The following is a 24,253-nucleotide window of genomic DNA, read 5'->3' as shown; positions in this document are numbered from 1 at the left end:
TGATGGGCTTCGACAACCCGTCCGTCCCGTGGTCCGAGATCGAGCGGCTCCTCAGCGACCGCCGTCGCCCCACAGGCCGCCCCGCCGGCGCCGACGGCGGCGACAGCCCCGCGTGGTCGCACAAGCGCGGGCCCTACGTGGCCCCGCACATCGACCGACCGGGCGACGCCGTGCCCTACGCCGAACTGCACGCGCATTCGACGTACTCGTTCCTCGACGGGGCCTCGTCTCCCGAAGAGCTCGCCGAAGAGGCCGAGCGCCTGGGCCTGCACGCCCTCGCGATCACCGACCACGACGGGTTCTACGGCATCGTCCGCTTCGCCGAGGCCGCCGAGTCCCTCGAGGTCAAGACCGTGTTCGGCGCCGAGCTGTCGCTCGAGCTCCCGCAGCCGCAGAACGGCGAGCCCGATCCGGTCGGAACGCATCTGCTCGTCCTCGCGCGGGGGGAGGAGGGCTACCACCGCCTCGCCGCCGCCCTCACGCACGCGCAGCTGCAGGGTGCCGAGAAGGGCCGGCCCGTCTACGACCTCGATGAGCTCTCGATGCAGGCGGGCGACGACTGGGCCGTGCTGACCGGATGCCGCAAGGGCACCGTGCGGCACGCGCTCGCGGCGGAGGGTCCCGCGGGTGCCGCGCGCGAGCTCGACCGGCTCGTCGCGCTGTTCGGGCGGGATGCTGTCCACGTCGAGCTCATCGACCATGGCAATCCGCTCGACACGCGCGACAACGACGTGCTCGCGGCGCTCGCCGCCGAGCGGGGCCTGCCCCTCCTCGCGACGAACAACGTGCACTACGCCGTGCCGCAGCGCGAGCATCTCGCGGCCGCCGTCGCGGCGGTGCGCGCGAACCGAGGACTCGATGAGCTCGACGGCTGGCTCCCCGCCCACGCGGGGGCGCACCTGCGCTCGGGGGCCGAGATGGCCGAGCGCTTCGCGCGCTATCCCGGCGCGGTCGCGCGCACCGTGACGCTCGCCGACGAGCTCGCCTTCCCCCTCCGCCGGGCCAAGCCGGCGCTCCCGAAGCAGGAGGTGCCCGAGGGGCACACGCCCATGTCGTATCTGCGCGAGCTCGTGTGGGCGGCGGTGCCGCGCAAGTATCCCGACCTGACCGAGGACCAGGGCAAGCGCATCGAGAAGGAGCTCGGGGTCATCGAGCTGAAGGATTTCCCGGGCTACTTCCTGATCGTCCACGGCATCGTCCAAGAGGCGCGGAGTCGCGGCATCCTGTGCCAAGGGCGTGGTTCGGCGGCCAACAGCGCGGTCTGCTATCTGCTCGACATCACGGCCGTCGACTCCATCGCGTACGACCTGCCGTTCGAGCGGTTCCTGTCGTCGCTGCGCGATGAGGAGCCCGACATCGACGTCGACTTCGACTCCGACCGGCGCGAAGAGATCATCCAGTGGGTCTACGCGAAGTACGGGCGAGAGCGCGCGGCGCAGGTCGCGAACGTCATCCAGTACCGGCCCAAGAACGCCGTGCGCGACATGGCGAAGGCGCTCGGGCACTCGCCGGGTCAGCAGGACGCCTGGTCGAAGCAGGTCGAGGCGTGGGGCGCCTCCCTGTCGACGGGCGAAGGACACGACATCCCCGATCAGGTCATCGAGTACGCGTCCGAGCTGCTGAAGGCGCCGCGGCATCTCGGCATCCACTCCGGCGGGATGGTGCTGACCGACCGGCCCGTCGGCGAGGTCGTGCCCATCGAGCATGCGCGCATGGAGAACCGCACGGTCATCCAGTGGGACAAGGACGACGCCGCATGGATGGGTCTGGTCAAGTTCGATCTTCTGGGATTGGGGATGCTGGCCGCCCTGCAGTACTGCTTCGACATGGTGCGCGCCTCGACGGGGGAGGACTGGGAGCTCGCGACGATCCCCAAGGAGGAGAAGGCGGTCTACGACATGCTGTGCCGCGCCGATTCGATCGGCGTCTTCCAGGTCGAGTCGCGCGCGCAGATGGGCCTGCTTCCGCGCCTGCAGCCGCGGCGGTTCTACGACCTCGTCGTGCAGATCGCGCTCATCCGCCCCGGGCCCATCCAGGGCGGCGCCGTGCACCCGTTCGTCCGCCGCAAGCTCGGGCGCGAGCCGATCACGTACGCCCACCCGAAGCTCGAGCCCGTGCTCGAGCGCACGCTCGGCATCCCGGTGTTCCAGGAGCAGCTCATGCAGATGGCCGTCGCCGTCGGCGAGGTCAGCGGCGAGGACGCCGACCTGCTGCGCCGCGCGATGGGGTCCAAGCGCGGGATCGAGCGGATCGACTCGCTGCGCGAGAAGCTCTACGAGGGCATGGCCCGCAACGGGCTCGTGGGACAGGCTGCCGACGACATCTACGCCAAGATCCAGGCGTTCGCGAACTTCGGCTTCGCGGAGTCGCACTCGCTGTCGTTCGCGCTCCTCGTGTACGCCAGCTCGTGGATCAAGCTGCACTATCCGGGCGCGTTCCTCGCGGGGCTGCTGCGCGCGCAGCCGATGGGCTTCTACTCGCCCGCGACGCTCGTCGCCGACGCCCGCCGGCACGGCGTCGAGGTGCTGCGCCCCGACCTGCTGCTCTCCGGCGCCGAGGCCACCCTCGAACCCCTCGCCCCCGAGCTTGTCGAGGGGTCGAACCCCAACCCCCCACCCAACTCCCGGTCGTTGAGCGAGGAGCGAAGCGACGAGACGAAACGCCTCGGACCCGCGGGCAACGTCGTTTCGTCTCACTTCGTTCGCTCAACGACCGAGGGCCTCCCCTCCTGCCTCGACCGCCACCAGCCACCGGTCGGTGACTTCGACCTCACCGCGCCCGACGAGTCCGCCGCGCACCGCCGTGACGGCGCGTTCGCCGTCCGGCTCGGCCTCGCGGGCGTCAAGGGCATCGGGTCCGCGGTCGCCGAGCGCATCGTCGCCGAGCGCGAGGCGTCAGGGGCTTACCGCGACATGCGCGACCTCGTCCGGCGCACAGGGGTCACGGCGGTCCAGCTCGAGTCGCTCGCGACCGCCGGTGCCTTCGACTGCCTCGGCCTCACGCGCCGCGAGGCGATCTGGCTCGCCGGATCCGCGGCGCAGGACCGCGCCGAGTACCTCCCGGACTCGCTCATCTCGGTGCAGCCCCCGCTCTTCCCCGATCCGACGAGCTACGAGCGCCTCGCGGCCGACCTGTGGGCGACGGGTGTCTCGACCGACGACCACCCCATGACGCACTACCGCTCGGGCCTGGATGCCCGCGGCGTCCTGACCTCGCACGAGCTGCGCGAGCACGAGACGGGCAGACGCATCGAGGTCGCGGGACTCGTGACGCATCGGCAGCGGCCGGCGACAGCATCCGGAGTCACCTTCATCAACCTCGAGGACGAGCACGGACTCGTCAACATCGTGTGCTCGGTCGGGGTCTGGAACCGCTACCGCCGAGTCGTGCGCGATTCTCCCGCCCTCATCGTGAGAGGGATGCTGGAGCGCTCGGTCGAGGGCGTCACGAACCTCCTCGCCGATCGGTTCGAGGACCTCCGCGTCGGCGTCGATCACCGCTCGCGCGATTTCCGGTGAGGGGAGGGGCTACCTGAGCCTGAAGCCCGCGACCTCGAGCACGAGGAACGCGACGACGACGAAGAGGAGACCTGTGTAGAGGAGGTCCTCGACCCAGTCGATCAGCCCCGGCTTGCGCTCGAGCATGATGACGGGGTTGTAGTAGAACACCGACACCAGCACGACGAGCGCCGAGAAGACGAGGCCCACCCACGCGGCGAACGAGACTCCGGTGAACAGCAGCACGATCACGATCGCCGCGACGAGGTAAAGCCAGAGGTCCTGGATCAGGAACGCCGGGAGCGAGTCATGTCGTGAGGTGCCGGCTTTCGCGGTGGCCCGCCACAGTTCGTACGCCAGCGAGATCGTGAATGCGACGACCAGCAGCCATGCCGACAGCGTCTCCAGCAGACTCGGATGCACATGCCCTCCCGGTGACAGTAAATCGATGCCGCGGGATTGCGGTCAAGCATCGCGTGGGCCTCGCATGCCCAGGGCAGCATGGCCCAGACTGTTCGCGTGAGAGCCGTCGTCTACGACCGGTACGGGTCGGCCGCGAACCTGCGTCTCGAAGAGCTTCCGACCCCCGAGCCGGGGCCGCGCGACGTGCTCATCGAGGTCGTCGCGACGTCGATCAACCTGAGCGACTGGGAGGCGCTCACTGGTCGCCCCGGCTACGCACGGATCGGCGGGCTCTTCGCGCCGCGTCGCCGTGTGCTCGGTTCCGACATCGCGGGGCGTGTCGCCGCCGTCGGCTCGGACGTCGCGGAATTACGCGTCGGCGACGAGGTCTACGGCGACAACCTGCAGCTCAAGGGCGGCTTCGCCGAGTACGCGATCGCGCCGGCGTCGATGCTCGCGGTCAAGCCGGCCGGACTCTCGTTCGCCGATGCCGCCACCCTCCCGCAGTCCGGCGCCATCGCGGTCCAGGCGGTCGCGCGGGCGAAGCCGGGGGAGCGGATGCTGATCAACGGCGCCGGCGGAGGCACTGGCTCCCTCGCCATCCAGCTCGCGAAGGCCGCCGGCATCCACGTCACGGGGGTCGACACGGCCGCGAAGCTCGACCTCATGCTCGAGCTCGGCGCCGACGACGTCATCGACTACCGCGCGGCGGACTTCACCCGCACCGGTCCGTACGACGTCGTGATCGACCTCGTCGCGCACCGCTCCGTGTTCGCGTACCGGCGGGCTCTCGCACCGGGCGGGCGGTACTTCATGGTCGGCGGGTCGACGCGAGCGCTCTTCCGCCTGCTCACCCTGGGGACGATCGTCGGGATGCTGTCGCGCACGCGCCTCGGCGTGCTCTTCGTGCGCGAGGGTCCGGCCCACTTCACACCGGTGGCGGACAGCATCCTGAATGGTGACGTGCGAGTGCGGATCGACAGCATCCATCCCCTCGAGAACGTGCCGTCCGCGCTCGAGCGCCACGGTGAGGGCCGAGCGCTCGGCAAGATCGTCGTCGCTGTCCGCGACGAGTGAAGGCCTAGAAGATGTTGGGGTCGACGTCCACCGGGGCGACCGGCTCGAGACCCGGGAAGTTGCGTTCGAAGTCGTCCCGGAAGCGCTGATCCTCTTCGAGAGCAGGGTCGTTGTCGATCACCGGGACGAAGAGCCCGTTTATCGCGGCTCGGACGGCTCCGGCCGCGGACCACATGTTGCCGGGCTTGATCGTTCCGTTGAGCGGGTCGAGGACGGCGAAGTCGCCGTTGCGGACGTCCCAGATCTTGAGGTCGCAGCCGTAGGTGCGCAGCAGCGGATTGAGCTCGTTGAGGGTGATCTCCTGCCAGTCGTCCTGGATCCGCATGATGTTCTTGATCTTCTCGAACGGGTCCTGACTGATGAAGTGGCGGAATATGCCTGGCCCGAGGGCGCAGAGGAATACCTTGCCACGTGACCTGATCTTCAGTGCGATCATGTCGTCGTCCTCCACTCTTGTCGGTGATGCGATGCGGCCGGCGAAGGCGGCGCCGCCTGCGTTCAGTTCGAAATCGACGAGGTCCGACTGCCAGGCCTTGCCGGTCCAGAGGCTCGCGTGGACGTGTGAGTCGTAGTGCCTGTCCTCGCCCTCCCCGCTGCCGCCGCTTCGGCCCAGGAGGGAACCTCGGACGACGGTGGCATTGAGTTCGACGAGCACTTCCGACAGATGCAGGTACCGGACGGTCCTGCCGTCCTTGAGCGAGACCCGCACGTAGCGTCCCATGGCGCCGTCGTTGGTCCGCTTGATGTCGTCGACGGTTCCCTCTTCGGCGGCGAGGATGTCCGTCCCGTAGGCGGCCGCATAGTCGACGCCTGGTTCCGGTGAGTCTCTGTCCAGGTGCTCCTGGAATGACCCGAACCTGCTGACGGGCGCGCCGCACGGTCGTTGCAACATGGCGATGCTCTCCCTTCGCGATGGGAAAGTGCGATGTGCGCATCCCTGGCCCCCGGTCACGGATGCTGTCAGCCGACACGATACGACTGTCCGGGCGTCTTCGGTATAGGGGCGCCGGTTCGTTGCGGGCGCGCGAGTGTCGGGGGAGTGGGAGCGTCACCGTAGACTGGATGCCGCCAGCCTCTGTAGCTCAATGGAAGAGCAGTTCCGTCCTAAGGAAACGGTTGGGGGTTCGAGTCCCTCCAGGGGCACTGCCTGTTTTGTGCTCTGACCAGGGATTCTTGTTTGGTCAGACCACTCAAGAATCGGTTTTTGCCCGTTTTTTGCCCGCATTCCAAGAATTTCGGCAAACCGAAAACGGCTCCTTCAACGGCCTGCACAGGACGTCTGAGAGCACCGAAATCGAACGTTTCGGGCGAAATCTGCCTCGTCGAAAAGCTGAGCAATCTGCTCTCTGGGCTACTGCGGTCGGGCGTAGCGAGTCTGCGGTGCTGACGGCAGCGCCACCAATGGCATCTGGTCGTTCAGTCGCGTCGCGACGGCATCCAGATCGTCGTCGAAGAGATCTGCGTAGGTGTCCAGCGTCATTGCGGCGGACGCATGTCCGAGCATCCGCTGCACGGCCTTCACGTTCGCCCCCGAGCTGATCGCGAGCGATGCGGCGGTGTGACGGAGGTCGTGCGGAGTGAGCCGCGGGATCGACGGATCGAACTCCTGCGCGCGCCGAACCGCGTTCGCGAACCATCCCTTGTTGCCCGAGTTGCGCATGTGATTGACCCCGTCACCGAACAGCAGACCTTCGGGGCCCTTGCCGGCGCACGCCTGCTCGATCATCGGCGCGAGCCGCTCGGGGTAGGGGACCGAGCGCTTCTCGTGCGTCTTGGGCGTGCCGACGTGGATCTCGTACGCGATCATGACCGCGTTCTCTTCGATGACGAAGCGCCGGCGCAGTCGGTTCACGCTGCGCACCCGCAGCCCGGTCGCCTCGCCCCAGCGCAGGCCCGTATACGCCAGCGTCAGGACGAGCGTCGGGTACGCGGAGCACGCCGCCAGCGTCGCGACCTGGTCGTGCGAGAGGTAGACGCGACGCTTGCCAGGTCCGTGACGAGGGAGGTTGCGCACATGCCGGGCTGGATTGCTCGCGAGGCGGCGATCGTCAATGGCGACGTCGAGGATGCCGGCGAGGACTCCGAGCGCTCGAAGAACGACCGTGCGCGACTTCTGCGTCGCAAGGTCGGACACCCAATCCTGGACTTCCGAGCGCCGGATCGACGAGATCTCCCTGTCGGCCCAGACCGGGGCGACATGGTTCTTCCACGCCCGCTCGAGCGTCATGTAGTACGAGGGCTTCGACATCGGCGGCTGCTTGGATCGCAGCCAGCTGTCCGCGAACATCCGGACAGGGACACGCGACGAAGACGGATCGATGTACTCGCCCTTCGACTTCGACACCGTGACCATCGAGAGGTACAGCTTCGCTTCGCGCATCGTCGTGAAGCCGCGCTTCTCCGCCTCGGTGCGATCAGGCTTGCGATACCGCACGCGATAGCGGCGGCCCTTCGCCGTTTCGTACGGGGTGATGCTGCCCATCTCGACCTCCGCTCACGCCGGCTCGACGGTCAGTATCGGGCCAGTGTCGGACACTCAAGCGACCGCGTCAACGTCGCCGAAAGCGGATGCCGGGCGATGCTGGAGAACGTCGCCAAGTGTCGGTGGTGGGGGAGCGGATGCCTCCCTCCGACGCCGAGAGTGTAGCGATCGGGCACGGCGCCGTTCCCGACACTCGCTATTTGCAGACTCCGCGCTGGCGCGCTCCGCTTACCAACCGCTCGCGCCGGGCACTCCGTCGCGCCCGACCGCTGATCTGGCTGATTGTCGGGGGGTAGGCAATTGAGCCAGACGAGGGCTGCGATAAGTGTCGATCTGCCCGCGCGCCACCGACCGCTTTCCTTGATGACGGGTGCTCTGCTCGCGACATCAGTCGCGGTCCACAGCAAGCAGTCAGCATCCCGCCATATTCTCTGCATAGAGCGTGCATAGGGACTGGATAGATCACCGGCAGGTAACCCGAGTCTCGGTGGAGTGTCCGCTCCATTAGAGTGTTCTCATTTTGTGGAGGCCGCCCGTCCTCCATATCGGTCGAAGAGGTTCCGAAGAGGATCTCGCCTGAGCGGAAGGCTACGCATTGCCCAAGTTCTCGGACGCCCTCGCAGTGCTGGGCGGTGCGGACCTGCGCGTTCTCGAGCGTGCGCGTTCAGAGAAGAACGGCCTGGTTGGACTCGGCCTCGTCGTGGTCTCGACCGCGCTTGTGGCGGCGGTGTCGATGACCTTCGCCATCGCAAACGCGATGAGCCAGCCGCTCCCGGTGGCGATCGTCTTCGGTGTCGTCTGGGGCGGCATCATCCTGGCCCTTGACCGTCTCCTCATCAAGTCGATGCAGGGCATTTATGGCGCCAAGGCGCTCCTCTATGCCATTCCTCGACTAATCATGGCGATCGTGATCGGCGTGGTCGTGTCGATTCCTCTCACACTCCAGATCTTCGACCGCGAGATCGTCAACCAGGTTCACCTCGATAACGTCGCTGCGGCTGCCGCCAACACCGACGAGGTGGAGCACGGCCCCGTGGCCCAGCGGCTCAAGACTGTCGAGGAGGAGATCTCCGCGAACGAGAGGGTCCTGCGGGGTGAAGTAGAGGGTCTGACATCGCCCGAGCTTGAGACCGCCCAACGAGAATTCGACGAAGCCCAGGCCGCGAGCGAGACAGCCGACGCGACTAAGACCGAGGCGTACAGGCTCATGGTGTGCGAGAAGGAGGGTGCGGGAAGCAACGCTGACTGCAGCAGCTTGGTGAGTCACACCGCTGGCGAAGGTCCTTTGTATGCGGCTCGTGTGCGCGAGTACCAGGATGCGCTGTCGAAGGCGGATACCGCAGCCGCGCGACTTGCGGAAGCTCGCATCGACCTCGAGACGGCGCGTGCGAACGCTGTGACTTCGAACTCGGAGAAGGTCGAAGAGGCACAGGAGGAGGCGCAGACGCTGCTGTGCGGACCGCCCGCGCCAGCCGACGCTGAGCCAAGCGCGGACGCGCCCGCCGGAATCGATCCGGAATGCGCCGCGGGACTGCGCGCCGAGGCTGTGCAGCTTCGCCAACAGCTGGCGAATGCCCAGGACCCGAAGACCTTCGATGAGAACACGGGAATGCTCGCCCGCCTGAAGGCGCTCGACGAGCTGGCCGCGAACAACCCGCTCAGTGGTACCGCTCACATCGCCATCGCGCTGCTCTTCATCATCATCGAGATCATGCCCGTCACGGTGAAGACGCTCCTTGCGTTCCGCGGCGAGAGCCAGTATGACCGCATCGCGAGACGTCTCCAGGAAGACGAGCTCAACGAGCTTGAGACGGATGTCGACACCGACCAGGTGCAGCGCGACCGCGAGATGCGCAAGCGCGAGGAAGTCCGCGAGGACATGCTTCAGCGCGAGATCGCACTCGGCAAGACGGCGAACGCGCACGTCGCCGAGCAGATGGAGTCGATCCTCGCCGCTGCGCTCGAGAAGTGGAGCGAAGACGTCCAGGAAAGCCTGGAGCGGAACCGCGCGACGTCGGGCGTGGAACCGGAGTTCGCAAGCCGCTCGCATCGCCCATACGACCTGCCGCGCGAGGACGACCTGTGACCGAGGACCCGGAATCCGAAGCTTCCTCGGCGACACCGTCCTCGACGCCTGCGCTCTTCCTCGTGGTGACGACGGCCGAGCTCAAGGACGTGGTTCGGAGCGCGACCTACCTGGCACGCGATCGTGTAGCCACCCGGCCGAGTCTTGAAGGCGTGACAATCGTCGGGCCAGCCCGATCCACCCGGACGGTCGGCCAATGGCTCCGTGGCAGCGACGATGTCGGCGAGCCGGTCTGGAAGGCTCTGCGCGACAGCATCCCGGATGTCGCTGTCGCGCCAGGCGGTCAACTTCTCCTCGGTGTCGTGGTCCTCGACCGGCAGCCGACCGCCGTCGCGGATCGCGTGGCCGCCCTTCGTGCTTCTCCGCGGTTGAAGGGCGTTCCACTCCAGGTCCATGGGCTCTCGGTTGACGGACGCTCAGTGGACGCCGATGAGAGCGTCGGGGAGAGCGGGAGAGCCGGCCGGGCGGAAAGAAATCCCGGCGCGACAGTGCGTGACGGCCTCGACGTTGCGTTGCTGAGCACCATCGAAGAGGCGATGTTGGGCGCGGAGGAGGATCCCGCTCTTCTCATCCCTGAGCCGATGATTGTGGAGCTCTTCGCCGGGCGCACTGTTCGACGCGAGCCGGCTCGAGGGGTTCGGGCAGTTCCATTGAGAGACGCCGACGAGGCCGCAAGCCATGCGAGCCTGCTCGCCGCGCGAACTGGCCAGCGCGCCGAGGAGCCGCTGGCGAGTGAGCCCGCTCCGCCGCTCGTCAACGCGGCTCCCGTCGTGAGCCGGCCCCTCCGCAGGGTCTACATCGTCGCCGGGGCTGGACTCGAGTCCCGCCCCCGCAAAGTCAGGCGGCGCCTCGGCGAGCTCGTCGAGAGCCTGGATCGTGCACTCCTGTCTTCCGATAGTGAGACGACGGGGTACACCTGGCTCGTGGCGGCTGGGACCCCCCGTTTCTCTGAGCCGATCGTGCGGCCGAGCGGGACTTTGAAGGCGGCGGATCTGCCTCGCAGCTCGGCGACCTCTGTCGATATGCGTGCCACGATGCGCGGGGTTGCTGCCTTGGTTAGCAGCAACGAGGCTTCATTCCGACGGCGCGGACAGCCACTGACGCCCGCTGTCGTCGTCTTCGTGCTTCCGAGCGCGATCCTGCCCGGCCCGACCACTCTCGGCGCGTACCGCGCGATCAAGAACCTCGCGACGGTCGGCTGGTTGGTCACAGATTCTGCGGTCCGCACGCCCAACCGAGACATCGACCTCGCGACGCTCGTCTACGACAAAGATGACGCGGCCAGCGAGCTCGCTTCGGCGCTGCGCGACGCCGAACTCGACGCGAGCGACCTCGACAGTGTCCTTCGCGATCTCGAGAACGAGATGCAGAACGGATGATCGGCCATGGTCGCTAGAGAGGAAGTGGGTCCGCTGGGGCACGCGGGCGACAGGGGCGCCTTCACGCGGCAATACCGGACGGATCATCGGATGGCGGGGCGTGCCGACGCGCTCACATATGTGGAGCTGGACTCGGATTTGGATCATGAGGTGCGGGAGCGTCTTGAACGCGGCGTGGCGCAGTGCATAGGGCTCCGACGAGCCCTGGATGCACCCGACCGAGCCCGACTCGACAGCATCGCCTCCTGGCCGCTCGAGCTGGTGACCGATGGGGACACGCCGGTGGGGTGGCTTGTGCCGACGATGCCCGATTCGTTCTTTCTCGGCACCGATACTTGGAGGCGTCCCGGCGCGCGGCGCCCGCAGCTGCTGGAGTGGCTATCGGCCACGCCCGCGCAGGCTCTCGTCGCCGGCTTTCGTGTCGACAGCGGCGACGCCGTCCTCCGCTTGGCCGTCCTGGCGAACCTCGTGCACGCCGTCGCAACACTCCACAAACTTGGGATTGTCTTCGGGGACCTAAGCCTGAGGAGCGTGGCCTTCTCTGCCGTCGACGCGAGGGTCCGTCTGCTGGACTGCCACGCCGCGGCGGCCGCTGCTGACGTAGCGAGGCATCAACGAAACAGCCCCTACTATCTCGCCCCTGAATGTCAGGCCGTCGGCGTACATGAGCACGCACGCGGGAACCCGCACATCCAGGATCAGGCGACCGACGTCTACAAGCTCGCCCTGTGCATCGTGCGTGGACTCAGCGAGGGGCGCGGCGTCCCGCAGCTAAAGACAGCGGAGCACCTGGCTGACGTCCTCGATGCAGACACGGTGTCGGCTGTCAACGGCGCGCTCAGCGCCGATCCCGTTCTTCGGCCACCTGCGAGGGCGCTGTATTCTCATCTATCGCGCTGCCTTGAGAGACTGACCGAGCCACCCGAGATCGCAGACTTCCGCGCCCTGTCCACCGTCGTGCCCCGCGGAAGCGATCTGCTCTTCACGTGGGAGGTCCGCAACGCCACCGCAACCCATCTGAGGGGACCCAACGGATTCTCGATGCCGGTCGATCCCGAATGGGGCTACTGCGCCGTTCCGATTACGCATTCGGGAATCTTCGCCCTTGAAGCGAGCAAACGAGGCGTGACGACTGTACAGCGCTCGAGCTTCGTCACAGCATTCGATCTCCCTGAGTTCGATCTCGCCGATGTCTGCGAACGGATTGTCGAGATCCCGAGTCTCGAGCCGGTTGAACTGGGCACTGTCTTCGATGGCGTCCCGCGCCGCCCCTCGGTCGAGATCGGCTCCGACTTCGTTCCCTCCGTGACCATTCCGCCAGTCACGACTCTGACGACCGCCATCGCGACGATGACCGAACGCATGAGCTCGTCGTTCTCCGTGGCTGAAGCGGTCAAGACACTTACGGGAGCCGACGTCGGCCATCTGCGACTGCCGACGATCGACGCCCTCAGGTTCGACGTCACCGAAGTCGACACCACTGAGGCATCCGCACCGAAGCGCGCGCCAGGCAAGGACACACCGAAGGCATGACGGCGACCCCCGGATGGTTTCCCGAGCCATCGAACCCCGACCAGTCCCGCTACTGGGACGGCCAGCAGTGGACTGAACACGTCCTGCCTACTGCCACGATCGGCAGGGTCACGGCGTGGGCAACGCCCACCGGCCGACCCGGATTGCCGATCTGGTCATGGCTGCTCGTCGGGGCCGCGGGCCTCCTTCTGCTGGTGTTCCTGCCGCCGATCTTCGGCGTTCTCGCCCTCGCCGTCCTCATCACTGCGATAGTCGCACTTGCGACTCGTTCGGCGACATGGATGCGCCTACCGAGCCGCGCAGTCGCTATCGCGGCGACGGCGGTCGCTGCGACCAGCCTGCTGGTGGCCGGCGCGCTGACCGCCTCGGCTTTCGCCGGATTCCCAGCCGATACGGTCGCCGAGGCGTCCATAGCAAGTGGCGCGCGAACGGTCGTGCCTGCCTTCACCGGCGAGACGGGGACCGCAACCGACACCTCCGCCACGGAGGGCCAGACGGCTCTCGCGGTGCTTGAGACGCTGCAGATCAAGGGGCGCGCACCCAAGACTGACTATGCCCGCGAGAAGTTCGGTCAGCGGTGGCTCGATGTCGATCGGAACGGATGCGACACGCGCAACGACACTCTCGCTCGCGATCTGACCGACGTCGCGCGCTCCGGCACGTGCACCGTCACGACGGGCGTCCTCGCTGACCCTTTCACTGGCGAGAGCATAGATTTCAAACGCGGGGAGTTCACCTCCGCCGAAGTGCAGATCGACCACGTTGTCGCGTTGTCTGACGCATGGCAGAAAGGGGCGCAGCAGCTCACCGAGGACGAGCGTGCGACATTCGCCAACGACCCGCTCAACCTTCTAGCTGTCTCAGGCGCCGCCAACAGTCAGAAGGGAGACGGGGATGCGGCGACGTGGCTCCCTCGGAACAAGCCGTTCCGCTGTGCCTACGTGGCGAGGCAGATCTCGGTGAAGGCGACCTACGGCCTATGGGTCACTCAGGCCGAGCACGACGTAATGGCCAACATCCTCACCGCATGTCCCGATGAGCCGGCGCTGACCTCGACCTTCGCTGCGAAGGCGACGACCCGCGACGAGCGGGTCACGGAGCCGGTGGCCTTCTCCGAGACCCGCGTCGACGACCCGACGCTCTTGGTCGGCGAGACCCGCGTCACAACCGCTGGGCAGAACGGAGAGCGGACCCTCACCTATCGCGTGAAGCTCGTGGACGGCGTTGAGGCCGGGCGTGAGCTCATCTCGGACGAGGTGACCACCCCGCCCGTTGCCCAGGTGACTGCCGTCGGAACTGGCGTCGCTACGGCGCCCGCACCTGCACAGCCGGGATCGGACTGTGATCCGAACTATGCGGAGGGGTGTGTGCCTCGTGCGAGCGATGTCGACTGCGCCGGCGGAAGCGGAAATGGCCCCGCGTATTTCCGAGGGCGCGCACGAGTAGTCGGGACTGACATTTACGACCTCGACAGGGATGGTGACGGCTACGCGTGCGATTGGGGGTAAGAGCGGGGTGGGCGGTCCCAGGGTGCTCCAGGTCCGCATGCAGTGTCCTGATACCGTCGCACCGTGACGAGTGAGCAGGTAAAGCGCGCCTTGGAGGAACTCGTTCGAGAGCGGGACTGGGCTCAGTTTCACACCCCCGCAAACCTGGCGAAGAGCATCTCGATTGAGGCTGGCGAGTTGCTTGAGTGCTTCCAATGGAGCGACGACGGCGACGAGGCACGAATGCGCGAGGAACTTGCCGATGTCGCGACCTACTGCGCGCTACTCGCCGCGAGACTGGGTGTTGACCTCGACGACATCGTGCTCGAGAAGCTTGCCGTAACCAAGGCGAAGTATCCGACCGAGCAATCGAGAGGACGGAGCACGAAGTATGACGCCCTTTGAGATGGAGCGGATCGACTTCGCGTCACACTCCATCTCGACCTGGGCCTCCGGCGACGAGCGTCGCAGAAACTGGCCCGTCGTCTACGTGCTCGATGGCACGGGCTCGCCAGGCGCCCCATCCGTCTACGTCGGTGAGACGGTCAACGCTGCCTCGCGCATGCGCCAGCACCTGCAGAATCCCGCGAAGGCTGAGTTCCGGCGTGTTCGCGTCATCATCGACGAGACGTTCAACAAGTCAGCCTGTCTGGACCTGGAGTCGCATCTGATCCGGTGGCTTGCCGGCGACGGACAGTTCACGGTGATGAATGGCAATGAGGGCATCATCGACGCCCGCTATTACGAGCGTGACTTGTACCGCGAGAACTTCCGCGACATCTTCGAGCGGCTGCGGGCCGAAGGGATCTTCCAACGAAGCATCCCCGAGATTGAGAACAGCGACCTGTTCAAGCTCTCGCCCTTCAAGGTGCTGACTCCCGAGCAGGCGATCGCCGTCGAAGACATCGTGGAAGGCTTGCTCAACGATCTCAGCACAGCCACGCGATCGCTCAGCGTCATCGATGGGCACCCGGGGACTGGCAAGACGATCGTCGCAATCTTCCTGTTGAAATTGCTCGCCGACATCCGGGACTACGACGACGCCGACGAGATCGAGCCCGACTCGATGTTCGCCGAGTTCTTCGTGCCCGAGAACCGCCAGCTGCTGAGGGGTCTTAGGATCGGCTTCGTCGTCCCCCAGCAGTCACTCCGCGAGTCGATCAAGCGTGTCTTTCGCAGGACCCCGAAGGTCGTGGAGGACCAGATTCTCACGCCGTTCGACGTCGGCGAGTCTGACCAGGTCTGGGACCTGCTCATCGTCGATGAGACGCATCGCCTTAACCAGCGCGCGAACCAGTCGTCCGGTGTGAACAACAAGAGATTCGTGACCATCAACGAGAAGCTCTTTGGTGCCGACGATCCATCGAAGACGCAACTGGACTGGATCCGCGCTCAGAGCACGCACCAGATCTACCTGCTCGATGCGGAGCAGACAGTCCGCCCAGCGGATCTCCCACAGAAGCTGCTTCGTGCAGTCCTTGACGAGGCCCGATCTGCGCACCGCCGATACCCCTTGTCGACGCAGATGCGCGTGCGGGCGGGTGCCGACTACGTGGAGTTCGTTCGAGGGATGCTGCGCGGCGAAACCAACGCCCATGACCGACCAGACTTCGGCGATTACGACTTACGACTCTTCACGGATCTCAGTGCGATGCGACGCGAAATTCTCGACCGGAACGTCGAACACGGTCTTGCGCGGCTCGTCGCCGGATACGCGTGGGAGTGGCAGAGCAACCGCGACAAGGACGCGTTCGACATCGAGCTCGACGGTCTGCAGCTGCGATGGAACAGCCAGGCGAAGGACTGGATCAATAGTCCGAGATCCATCCATGAGGTCGGCTCGATCCACACCGTGCAGGGATACGACCTCAACTACGCGGGCGTCATCATCGGCAACGACCTCCGCTACGATCCCGAAGCCCAGCGACTCTACATCGACCGCGACTCATATAGGGATGCCAAGGGCAAGGAGAACAACAAGCAGCGCGGCATCGTCTACTCCGACGACGACCTTCTCGAGTTCATTCGCAACATATACGGGGTCCTGCTGACGCGCGGTATACGTGGCACTTACGTGTATGTGTGCGATCCGAGCCTTCGGGAGTACATCGGTAATGCGCTCAGACCCTAGATCAGGGCCGTGCTTGAGACGGCGTCGCGCGCGGATCCTCCCCTGGCGCTCGGCCATCGCTGACAATGCAGCGCGCCTCGCCTTACCAAGCTCGGCCGGACGCGGTCGTCGGGGAGCGGCGCTCGCCGCCACGTGTCGAATCCGTAAGTCTCATCGAGTGCGTACAGGTCTTCATTGCGCGGCTTTCCAGTAGGCCTCACCGATCGCGCGGGCCACGGCACCAGGATCCTCGTGCTCCCAGAACCTCAGCACCATCCATCCGTGCGACTGCAGAGCCGTTGTTACGGTTCTGTCGCGCGTTCGATTGCGCTCGAGCTTGGGGCGCCAGTAGGCGACGTTTGTCTTCGGAGCGACGCCGTGTTCCGGGCAACTGTGCCAGAAGCATCCGTCGATGAAGATCGCAATCCGTCGCTTGCTGAACACGATGTCGGCTCTCGTCGGAACGGTGCTAACGGGTCGAACGTCAACCCGATAGCGAAGCCCAGCCGCATGGACGAGGCGGCGCACGCGCAGTTCGGGCGTGGTGTCTCGGCGACGATTGCCAAGCATGGCGCGTCGCACGTTCTCGCTGGAGGCCCAGGAGTCGACCACACTCGAGCCTACCCACGGGAACGGGTGCGCAGCACGGTCTAGATTGAAGCCGACTGCGCAGCGCGTCAGCTGGCTGTTCGATGCGAGGTCCGCTACGAATAGTGAGTGGCCATCATCACTCGCTTCTTCCGTGACTCGCGTGCCTTCCGCAAACAGGCCAAGAACGCCGAGTGCGCGTACCGCTTACTCACCGGCGATGACGGCGTCGAGTACTTGCAACTCGTAACGTTCGGTTCAGAGGACCGGCAGAATGTCGGAACTGGCTCGCAGAATGTTCGGATGGATGAGGCAAGGGCCGCTGAGTTGATCGACATCATCCTTGATGCATTCCCCGGGATCGAATCTCGCACGCGAATCAGCCTGCGTCCGATTGCGGCCCCTAGTTCGCGGCCCGAGGAAGGTGTGTGACCGTTGGCGGACTTCAGGTTCGTTGACCTCTTTGCTGGTCTCGGTGGCTTCCACGTAGCTCTGGCCGAACTGGGCGGCCAGGGGGTCTTTGCAGCAGAGTGGGTGAGGCCCCTTGCCGATCTCTATCGCGAGAACTTCGGCGTGACCCCCGCGGGCGACATCAACTCTGTAAACCCGAGCGAGATTCCAGATCATGACGTTCTGACGGCGGGTTTTCCCTGCCAGCCGTTCTCGAAGGCTGGCGACCAACTCGGCTTTGAGGATACAAGCCAGGGTAATCTCTTCTTCGCAGTCCTTGGCGTGCTTGCCGCCAAGCGCCCCAGTCATTTCATCCTTGAGAACGTCCCTAACATTCTGAAGCATGACCAGGGCACGACAATTCGTCGTATTGAGGGCGAGCTAAGAGCACTTGGCTACGACGTCAGGATCGGCAGGCTGAGCCCCGATGCGTTCGGAGTCCCACAGGTGCGCGATCGCGTCTACATCGTTGGTAGCCGCACGTCGCTAGCGGGATTTGAGTGGCCGTCGCCTAGCAAGTCAGTGCCAGACTTGCGATCGATCCTCGACACTCGCCCTCCGGAGGCGAAACCCATCGGCGAGGCTGCGACGCGCGCTCTCTCGTTGTGGGATGCCTTCCTGAAGGCCTCGCCAACGAGTGTCTCGCTCCCGTCGTTCCCCATCTGGTCCATGGAGTTTGGAGCGACCTATCCTTATGAAGAGACGACACCGTTTGGAATAGTGGAACGTGAAGGGCACTGGGGGCTACGCAAGTTCCGGGGTTCCCACGGAGCCTCACTTAGCGGCGCTTCATCTTCCGTTTGGGAGCACCTTCCTAGCCACGCGCGGAGAGGAGAGCGCATGTTTCCTCTCTGGAAGCAGCGCTTCATCGCCCAGAACCGCGCATTCTACGAAGCGAACGAGTCTTGGATCTCGAGTTCGCTAACTGGAATTGAGGAGTTTCCTTCGAGCTACCAAAAGTTCGAATGGAACGCTCAGGGAGAGGAGAGGACCGTCTGGAACTATGTCATCCAATTCAGAGCTTCCGGCGTTCGCGTGAAACGACCTACCACGGCACCGTCATTGATCGCGATGACAGACACCCAAGTTCCAATCATCGGTTGGGAACGCCGATACATGACGCCTCGTGAGTGTGCGCGCCTGCAAAGTCTCGACACCATCAGCCTGCCTTCGTCGCCCAAGGCGGCGTACCGTGCGCTCGGGAACGCCGTGAACGTGACTGTCGTTAGGGCGGTTGCGAGCGCACTCTTCGAGTGCTCTCCGGTTCGTGCCCTTGAGGATGCGCTGATCGCATGACCGTTGAGTCGATTGACATCCGACCGGGCGTCAATATTCTGGGTGTCCTTCAGAGCCTCAACTACAAAGCCTGGTATGCGCTTGGCGAGTTCGTGGATAACGCACTCGGTAGCTATATCGCGGGTGTTGCCGAGGGGCGACCGCACGCTGGTCCGCTTCGCGTCAGGATCACGATCAGTACTAGCGGGTCTGGTCGAGTCACCGTCGCTGACAACGCGTTCGGCATTGCCCATGCAGACTTTCCGCGGGCGTTCAGAGCGGCCGAGCCGCCGCCCAACCGAAGCGGGCTGTCTGAGTTCGGCATGGGAATGAAGAGCGCAGCGACATGGTTCGCCGCGAATTGGTCGGTTCGGACGTCAGAACTGGGCGATCCAGTGCAACGTTCGGTTCATTTTGACATGCGCCAGATCACCGATATGCAACGTGAGTCGCTCCCGATCACGGTTGAACCGGCGCTCGCTGAGAGCCATTTCACCGTGATTGAGTTGACCGATCTTAATCACATGCCCCGCGGACGCACGATTGAGAAGATCAAGCGGCATCTAACTAGTATCTACCGACAATTTCTTCGCGACGGGACGCTTGAGCTCATATACAACGACGAACCACTCACCTATGAGGAAGTTGAACCGCTCTCAGCTCCCCCCGCATGGAGACCGGATGAAAACCTCGTCGACTGGAGAAAACCCATCGACTTTGTGATGTCGGACGGTCGCCACGTCGGCGGCTTCGCTGGGGTGCGACAACGCGGGAGCACGAGCGAGGCGGGTTTCGCTCTGTTTCGTCGCCGGCGCTTGATTGTCGGAAGCTTCGACGAGCCGTACCGTCCCGAGGCAATCTTCCGGCGCTCAAACTCTTACGAGTACCAGCGGATTTGGGGAGAGCTTGATCTCGACGGATTTGAAGTCTCGCACACGAAGGACGGATTCGTTTGGGGAGAATCGGAGGACGAGTTCCTTGAGAGGCTCCATGAGCGACTCCGAGAGGCACCCCTCGACTTGGTGAAGCAGGCGCAGGAATACCGACCGACTGCCCTTGCCCGCGCATCGCTCTCGCCGTTGCGTGAAGCAACCGAAGACGTGGGACGCGTATACGAATCGCGCCTACTCGAGGTTGCCCATGATCTCCAGAAGACTGCCTCGCCGCCGCAAGTTCTCTCTGAGTCAATCGACGATCCGCCAGACGCGGCAACGGCGACACACACAATCAGCGTCCAAACCCACGACATCGACTGGGTTGTTCGGCTCGACATCACAAATGACGAGTCCGTCACGGACTGGATCGAGGTTGGTTCGACCACACGCGTCGATGACCCCGTCACCAATCTGCAAAGCCGAAGAATTGAGGTGAAGCTTTCCTGGGCTCACCCTTTCGTTCAAGCCTACGTCGGGCCAAATGGGGAGGCGAACCGAGCGCTAATCGGGATGGGCTGCGCTCTGGCGATCGCATCGTCGCTGAGTCAAGACGCGGGCTACTTCAGCCGGCCGATGCTGATGTACGCCAACGACGTACTAAGGAGGGTTCACGCTGTGATTGGGGATCGAAATGACTGAAGTCCGGGTCGTTCCCGTCGACACGGTCAGCCCGCCGATGCACTGGGTCGCTAAGTCGGGCGATCGCGTGAGCGCATCGATCGCCAAGATGCGGACGCGCATCGGCGACGCAGAAGCGCTGCGCGTGGCGGGAGACTCGCTTGATATCCTCGGTCACTGCGTGGATCCCATTGCTCCATCGACGCAGAGCGCAGTTCTCGTGGTGGGTCAGGTGCAGTCGGGCAAGACGATGTCATTCACGACCCTGATTGCGGCCGCGCGCGACAACGGGTTCGGCCTCGTGATCCTGCTCGCGGGGACCAAGAACAACCTGCGCTCACAGTCAGAAGATCGGCTGACGCGTGACCTCGACATGGGAAAGCTGGAAACACGAGATGCATGGCGGCACTACAGCAATCCTGGGCCCCTTCGACGGGACGATGTTGCACAGACGCTCCGCAACTGGAAGAGGTTCACGATCGAGGGCGGCCGGTCTCGCCCGACAGTAGTCATCACGGCGCTGAAACAAACTACGCGGATTGAAAGCCTTACGACCCTCCTTCGGAGCCTCGAACTCGCAGATGTCCCGGCGCTCATTGTGGACGATGAGGCGGACCAGGCCAGCCTCAACACGCGTGCCCGGTTCAACCTCCTAAACGATGCAAACGAGCGGAGCCGGACATATAGCACGATTGACGCGTTGCGGAGCGCAGTACCCCATCACACCTTTGTGCAATACACCGCAACCCCACAAGCGAACCTTCTGCTCGGGATTAGTGACGCGCTGAATCCCGAGTACGTGAGAGTCATAGACAGCGGTTCGAGTTACACCGGTGGCGACTACTTCTTTGTCAAGCGTCGAAGCGAGCTCGTAAAGCGACTTCCTGAAACCGACTTGGTCGACGATTACTCTGACCCTCCCGAGATCGCGCCCGCTTCCTTGCAGGAGGCGCTGCGAGTCTTCCTTCTCGGGTGCGCGGTAGTTGACCTCCACGGGCTGGCCGAGAATCGGTCAATGATGCTGCAGGTTGCTCAGGCGACCGAGCCGCATCAGCTGTATAAGAACTGGGTGACGCGACTCGTTGCCACTTGGCCCAACCTCGTGGAAAGGTCTGAAGGGGCCGAAGAGCTGCTCCTCGGATGGCAGGCCGCCTACGACGAGTTGGCACGTACCGTTGGCGAGCTACCGCCCCTCCGAGAGTTGATCGGGGCAATCCCTGAGGTTTGTGCCGAACTCCAAGTAGTGGAGGTGAACTCGACTCCAACGGGAGAAGAGGTCGACTGGGAACGTGACAGATTCTGGATTCTGATCGGCGGTCTCAAACTAGACCGCGGCTATACCGTCGAGGGACTGACAGTCACCTATATTCCCCGGCCCGCACCCGGTAGCACCGATGTGCTTCAGCAGCGTGCGCGATTCTTCGGGTACCGAGCACCATTCGGGGACTTCTGCAGGATCTATCTTCCGAAAACTCTTGAGGATGAGTTCGTCGCCTACGTGAAGGACGAGAAGGCGTTGCGCGACACGCTCGCGGCCTGGCACGGTAGACCGCTTCGGGAATGGAAGCGACAGTTCTTCATTTCACAAGGGATAAGGCACTTCGCCAGAACGAGTGTCATTGGCCGTCGAACCAGTCGACTCAAGCTTGAAGGGGGGTGGGTCTGGCCGCGGCAGATGGACAGCGGCGCCGAGGCCATTGCGAACAATCTCGGCCTGCTTCGCGCGTATCGCGAGTATCTGATTTCGATGGATACGCCACAGGGTGTCGAGAGCATCCCCGGTGTTGTGGATAAGAGGCGAGGAGTGGTTCCCCACGAGTACTTCCCGAACGTCGGACCGACCGAACTCCTCAATGTGCTGCTTACGCTCGAGTTAATAGACCAGGGGGATCGCGTCCTTATGACGGCGCTCACGCGCTACGTCGCATACTTTCAGCCGGATGTCGACCTCGTGATTCTCTCTGGGCTCACGACCGATGGGCAGCGTGGCCGCGACCCGAAGTCGTTTCGCCAGAATCCCTTTGTCGGGCGAAACCCCCAGACCGTCTCCGAGGCAAGCCCCTTGCTGTACTCAGGCGAGCGCGAGTTGCGTCACGCCGATAGGTTCACTGTTCAGTTCCGACAGGTTACCTTCACGGGTGGTGAGACACCCGTCCCCTGGGCGCACTTTTTCGTGCCGAAGGTGGCCGAGAAGGATGTGGTCGTCGAGGTATTTTGATGCGTGACCCAGCGACCCTAAGGTCAGCCTTCCATGGCCTTACGCCGGCCGCGGAGCCAGGCTCCTTTGTCGGTTCAGTTGCTGTCGACAACATCATTTGCGCCCGCGGCAATGGGGGAGATTACGAGCTATTCGTCCCTGCCGCCAGCGCCGATGATGATCCTGCCGTCTTACGGATCGGGTCGATGCGCTTGCATTCGCCGAGAATCTACGAGGTTGACGTTCTGAACGAAAAGCGTGTAGGCCCGTTTCTTCGGCTCTCCCTGGCAAGCGAACGATTCGACCTGTTGGACGCGTTTCTCGCCTCGTTCTGTGCATGCGTCCCAGATTCGCTCCCGCTGGCCGAGCCGCGGTCATTATCCGAGCAACTTGCGGAGATTCTCCAGTTGCTCCAGGGTGACCGCGTGCCGACCGCTGGCGAGATCAAGGGACTCTGGGCGGAGTTGTGGCTCATTATGTCGTCGGTGGACCCCGGCCAACTCCTGAGGGGCTGGCACTCTCATCCTCACGACAAGGTGGATTTCGCAGTGAGAAGTGTGCTGCTGGAGGTGAAGTGCCACGAAGGTCGCGAGCGACTCCACCACTTGCGACTCGACCAGTTGCAGCTTCGCCCAGATGCAACCTACATCGTGTCGGTCTGCGTGGCGGCATCTCCCTCCGGGTCCACAATCCGCGAACTAGTCAGCGGAATTGAGGCCCGAGTGACCGACGTAGAGCGTGCTCGCATGGCAAGGCAGGTCGCCCTTGTTCTTGGAGTCGAGACCCAACTCGCTTCTGAATACCGGTTCGAGCCGTGGCCGGATGTGCCGCCCATTGCCGTTCCCGCTGCGGCCATTCCACGACCCATGGTTACTGATGTGCTTGCGGTGCGAGACGTGGAGTTCGTAGTCGACCTCTCCGGCGCCGCTGGCGTACCGCTCGCAGACATTCTCGAAGGCTGACGCGAGCGCTCGCATCACGTTCGACCTGACCTCAGCGTACGAGCTGCGGCTCTGCGCCCCTCGTAGCGCAGTGGGATGGGTCGCGATCTTCGACAGTCCGCGACTCGTTATTGGTGATGTGTGGCATCTCCTCTCGCATTTCGGCGACGTCCTTCAACAGGCGATCGGTGAACGTCAGTACTCCAGTTCACTTGAGACGAACCAGGCGAGCGCATCGTCCTCGCCCTCGGTCGCGCCTCCGAGGCGGCCAACAAGCCGAAGCCGATCAATCACGGTGGCGTACGGCGACAGGAGAAATCGTAGGTGCTCGTCCTCGATGTGATGCGGTACCGCCAGCATGCCGATCGGGTGGAGGGTTTCCTGCAGATAGCCGACCCAATGGTGTGGTTTCGGTTCGGTGATCTTGTACTCCCATCGTGCGCTTGAGGTCAGCGTCGCCTGGGCTATCAGGACGAGCTGGCCCGGACGTCTGTCCCCCCAGCCAAAGACACCTATTGCATCAACCCCCGCGTCCTTCGCAAACGTCCGCGATGGGTATGGGACTTGGGCTGCCGTCAGTCCGACTGCGGTCGCCGCCTCCTGGAGTTGGCTGGCGAAATCGCGTCCTCGTGTGGTCGCGGTCCCCATCCCGACAGCGGTCAGCCCCATTGAAGTGAATGCAGACACGATTAGGCGTTCGAAGATGGTTCTGGGGTCGACACGCAGCACGGCGCCGTACGCGTGTGCCATGGTCAGAACTAGCAGGCGACCGTAGTCGCTATGCTCCCAATCTGCCGCGACATCGACTCCATCGTCCCTCACTACAAACGGATACGAGGGGCCTAGCACGTCGCTCCGCTGTTTCAGAACTGACATCGCCCAGTCTGGCCAATCCGGATCATCCAGATCCTCGGTGCCATCCTCATTCTCGAGACTTTCGATGTTTGCGAGATCTATATCGGGGTCGGTGGTAAAGAGGCCACGCTGCACGCGATACCAACCCCCGCGCTTCAGGCTCAACTCAAGGTCGGTGCGTAGGGCCGAGCCACGATGCGCGGCGATCGATTCCAGGAAGTCGGCAAGCGCGCTGGCGCGGGCGAATTTGCCGTATGGGTCCGCTCGAAGCTTGATCGATGACGGTTTCGGCACTCAGAACTCGTCCCGAAACGTTGCAACCGTTACCTGAAGGATCTTCG

18 protein-coding genes and 1 tRNA gene are annotated in these 24,253 nt (G+C 64.3%); 14 read left to right on the top strand and 5 right to left on the bottom strand.

From position 1 onward, the window contains the following. Nucleotides 1-2: 2 nt before the first annotated feature. Nucleotides 3-3,518, top strand: coding sequence for an error-prone DNA polymerase (locus ABZ477_RS14560; RefSeq protein WP_360134405.1), 3,516 nt, complete (start codon nucleotides 3-5; stop codon nucleotides 3,516-3,518). Nucleotides 3,519-3,527: 9 nt separating this feature from the next. Here ABZ477_RS14560 and ABZ477_RS14555 read toward each other — a convergent pair whose 3' ends face one another. Then, nucleotides 3,528-3,920 carry a hypothetical protein gene (locus ABZ477_RS14555; protein WP_360134402.1) on the bottom strand — a complete coding sequence of 131 codons (393 nt, stop codon included), beginning with the start codon at nucleotides 3,918-3,920 and terminating at the stop codon, nucleotides 3,528-3,530. 96 nt (nucleotides 3,921-4,016) lie between these two features. Between ABZ477_RS14555 and ABZ477_RS14550 the strand changes: the two genes are divergently transcribed. Continuing rightward, complete coding sequence (locus ABZ477_RS14550; protein ID WP_360134399.1) at nucleotides 4,017-4,976, top strand: NAD(P)-dependent alcohol dehydrogenase; 960 nt, start codon at nucleotides 4,017-4,019, stop codon at nucleotides 4,974-4,976. 4 nt (nucleotides 4,977-4,980) lie between these two features. Here the strand turns inward: ABZ477_RS14550 and ABZ477_RS14545 are convergent, their stop codons facing one another. Then, nucleotides 4,981-5,868, bottom strand: a complete 888-nt coding sequence (locus ABZ477_RS14545) for a M23 family metallopeptidase (RefSeq protein WP_360134396.1) — start codon at nucleotides 5,866-5,868, stop codon at nucleotides 4,981-4,983. A gap of 179 nt (nucleotides 5,869-6,047) precedes the next feature. Between ABZ477_RS14545 and ABZ477_RS14540 the strand changes: the two genes are divergently transcribed. Next, nucleotides 6,048-6,119: transfer RNA gene (locus ABZ477_RS14540), tRNA-Arg, on the top strand. A gap of 208 nt (nucleotides 6,120-6,327) precedes the next feature. Here ABZ477_RS14540 and ABZ477_RS14535 read toward each other — a convergent pair. Continuing rightward, on the bottom strand, nucleotides 6,328-7,458 hold the full coding sequence (locus tag ABZ477_RS14535; RefSeq protein WP_360134393.1) for a tyrosine-type recombinase/integrase: 1,131 nt from the start codon (nucleotides 7,456-7,458) through the stop codon (nucleotides 6,328-6,330). Between the two features lie 595 nt (nucleotides 7,459-8,053). Here ABZ477_RS14535 and ABZ477_RS14530 point away from each other — a divergent pair. The 6 genes from ABZ477_RS14530 (at nucleotide 8,054) to ABZ477_RS14505 (ending at nucleotide 16,074) form a co-directional block, all read left to right on the top strand. Beyond that, the gene (locus ABZ477_RS14530; RefSeq protein WP_360134390.1) at nucleotides 8,054-9,544 is read left to right on the top strand and encodes a DUF4407 domain-containing protein; all 1,491 of its coding nucleotides are present in this window, start codon (nucleotides 8,054-8,056) and stop codon (nucleotides 9,542-9,544) included. After that, a complete protein-coding gene (locus tag ABZ477_RS14525) occupies nucleotides 9,541-10,923 on the top strand; it encodes a hypothetical protein (protein ID WP_360134387.1) in 1,383 nt (460 codons plus the stop codon). The genes ABZ477_RS14530 and ABZ477_RS14525 overlap by 4 nt, the downstream gene beginning before the upstream one ends. Before the next feature lie 90 nt (nucleotides 10,924-11,013). Then, nucleotides 11,014-12,456 carry a hypothetical protein gene (locus ABZ477_RS14520; protein ID WP_360134384.1) on the top strand — a complete coding sequence of 481 codons (1,443 nt, stop codon included), beginning with the start codon at nucleotides 11,014-11,016 and terminating at the stop codon, nucleotides 12,454-12,456. Then, the gene (locus ABZ477_RS14515; protein WP_360134381.1) at nucleotides 12,453-13,964 is read left to right on the top strand and encodes a G5 domain-containing protein; all 1,512 of its coding nucleotides are present in this window, start codon (nucleotides 12,453-12,455) and stop codon (nucleotides 13,962-13,964) included. The genes ABZ477_RS14520 and ABZ477_RS14515 overlap by 4 nt, the downstream gene beginning before the upstream one ends. Nucleotides 13,965-14,027: 63 nt before the next feature. Next, nucleotides 14,028-14,348, top strand: coding sequence for a nucleotide pyrophosphohydrolase (locus ABZ477_RS14510; protein ID WP_360134378.1), 321 nt, complete (start codon nucleotides 14,028-14,030; stop codon nucleotides 14,346-14,348). Then, a complete protein-coding gene (locus tag ABZ477_RS14505; protein ID WP_360134375.1) occupies nucleotides 14,335-16,074 on the top strand; it encodes a DNA/RNA helicase domain-containing protein in 1,740 nt (579 codons plus the stop codon). Before ABZ477_RS14510 ends, ABZ477_RS14505 begins: the two co-directional genes overlap by 14 nt. A gap of 171 nt (nucleotides 16,075-16,245) precedes the next feature. Here the strand turns inward: ABZ477_RS14505 and ABZ477_RS14500 are convergent, their stop codons facing one another. Next, nucleotides 16,246-16,665: a very short patch repair endonuclease gene (locus ABZ477_RS14500; protein ID WP_360134372.1), complete on the bottom strand. Its 420-nt coding sequence runs from the start codon at nucleotides 16,663-16,665 to the stop codon at nucleotides 16,246-16,248. Nucleotides 16,666-16,770: 105 nt separating this feature from the next. Between ABZ477_RS14500 and ABZ477_RS14495 the strand changes: the two genes are divergently transcribed. From ABZ477_RS14495 to ABZ477_RS14475, 5 genes are read left to right on the top strand one after another with little or no spacing between them, the layout of a single operon-like run. Continuing rightward, complete coding sequence (locus ABZ477_RS14495) at nucleotides 16,771-17,073, top strand: hypothetical protein (protein ID WP_360134369.1); 303 nt, start codon at nucleotides 16,771-16,773, stop codon at nucleotides 17,071-17,073. Nucleotides 17,074-17,076: 3 nt separating this feature from the next. Continuing rightward, nucleotides 17,077-18,387, top strand: a complete 1,311-nt coding sequence (gene dcm, locus ABZ477_RS14490) for a DNA (cytosine-5-)-methyltransferase (RefSeq protein WP_360134366.1) — start codon at nucleotides 17,077-17,079, stop codon at nucleotides 18,385-18,387. Then, nucleotides 18,384-19,940 carry an ATP-binding protein gene (locus tag ABZ477_RS14485; protein ID WP_360134363.1) on the top strand — a complete coding sequence of 519 codons (1,557 nt, stop codon included), beginning with the start codon at nucleotides 18,384-18,386 and terminating at the stop codon, nucleotides 19,938-19,940. Before dcm ends, ABZ477_RS14485 begins: the two co-directional genes overlap by 4 nt. After that, entirely contained in the window at nucleotides 19,933-22,137 is a 2,205-nt protein-coding gene (locus ABZ477_RS14480) for a Z1 domain-containing protein (RefSeq protein WP_360134360.1), read from the top strand. The genes ABZ477_RS14485 and ABZ477_RS14480 overlap by 8 nt, the downstream gene beginning before the upstream one ends. Then, on the top strand, nucleotides 22,137-23,078 hold the full coding sequence (locus ABZ477_RS14475) for a PD-(D/E)XK motif protein (protein WP_360134357.1): 942 nt from the start codon (nucleotides 22,137-22,139) through the stop codon (nucleotides 23,076-23,078). Before ABZ477_RS14480 ends, ABZ477_RS14475 begins: the two co-directional genes overlap by 1 nt. Before the next feature lie 174 nt (nucleotides 23,079-23,252). Here ABZ477_RS14475 and ABZ477_RS14470 read toward each other — a convergent pair whose 3' ends face one another. Further along, complete coding sequence (locus tag ABZ477_RS14470) at nucleotides 23,253-24,206, bottom strand: hypothetical protein (protein ID WP_360134354.1); 954 nt, start codon at nucleotides 24,204-24,206, stop codon at nucleotides 23,253-23,255. Nucleotides 24,207-24,253 lie beyond the last annotated feature (47 nt).

This window comes from Microbacterium sp. NPDC019599, from assembly GCF_040632175.1.
Classification (GTDB): domain Bacteria; phylum Actinomycetota; class Actinomycetes; order Actinomycetales; family Microbacteriaceae; genus Microbacterium.
Note: the sequence above shows the minus strand (reverse complement) of the source record. Positions and strands in the feature narration are given on the sequence as shown.

Bases quoted from the DNA above. Each gene is read 5' to 3' on its own strand.
- ABZ477_RS14560 (WP_360134405.1), top strand. From the start codon at position 3: ATGGGCTTCGACAACCCGTCCGTCCCGTGGTCCGAGATCGAGCGGCTC.
- ABZ477_RS14545 (WP_360134396.1), bottom strand. From the start codon at position 5,868: ATGTTGCAACGACCGTGCGGCGCGCCCGTCAGCAGGTTCGGGTCATTC.
- ABZ477_RS14535 (WP_360134393.1), bottom strand. From the start codon at position 7,458: ATGGGCAGCATCACCCCGTACGAAACGGCGAAGGGCCGCCGCTATCGC.
- ABZ477_RS14520 (WP_360134384.1), top strand. From the start codon at position 11,014: ATGGCGGGGCGTGCCGACGCGCTCACATATGTGGAGCTGGACTCGGAT.
- ABZ477_RS14515 (WP_360134381.1), top strand. From the start codon at position 12,453: ATGACGGCGACCCCCGGATGGTTTCCCGAGCCATCGAACCCCGACCAG.
- ABZ477_RS14505 (WP_360134375.1), top strand. From the start codon at position 14,335: ATGACGCCCTTTGAGATGGAGCGGATCGACTTCGCGTCACACTCCATC.
- ABZ477_RS14485 (WP_360134363.1), top strand. From the start codon at position 18,384: ATGACCGTTGAGTCGATTGACATCCGACCGGGCGTCAATATTCTGGGT.
- ABZ477_RS14480 (WP_360134360.1), top strand. From the start codon at position 19,933: ATGACTGAAGTCCGGGTCGTTCCCGTCGACACGGTCAGCCCGCCGATG.
- ABZ477_RS14475 (WP_360134357.1), top strand. From the start codon at position 22,137: ATGCGTGACCCAGCGACCCTAAGGTCAGCCTTCCATGGCCTTACGCCG.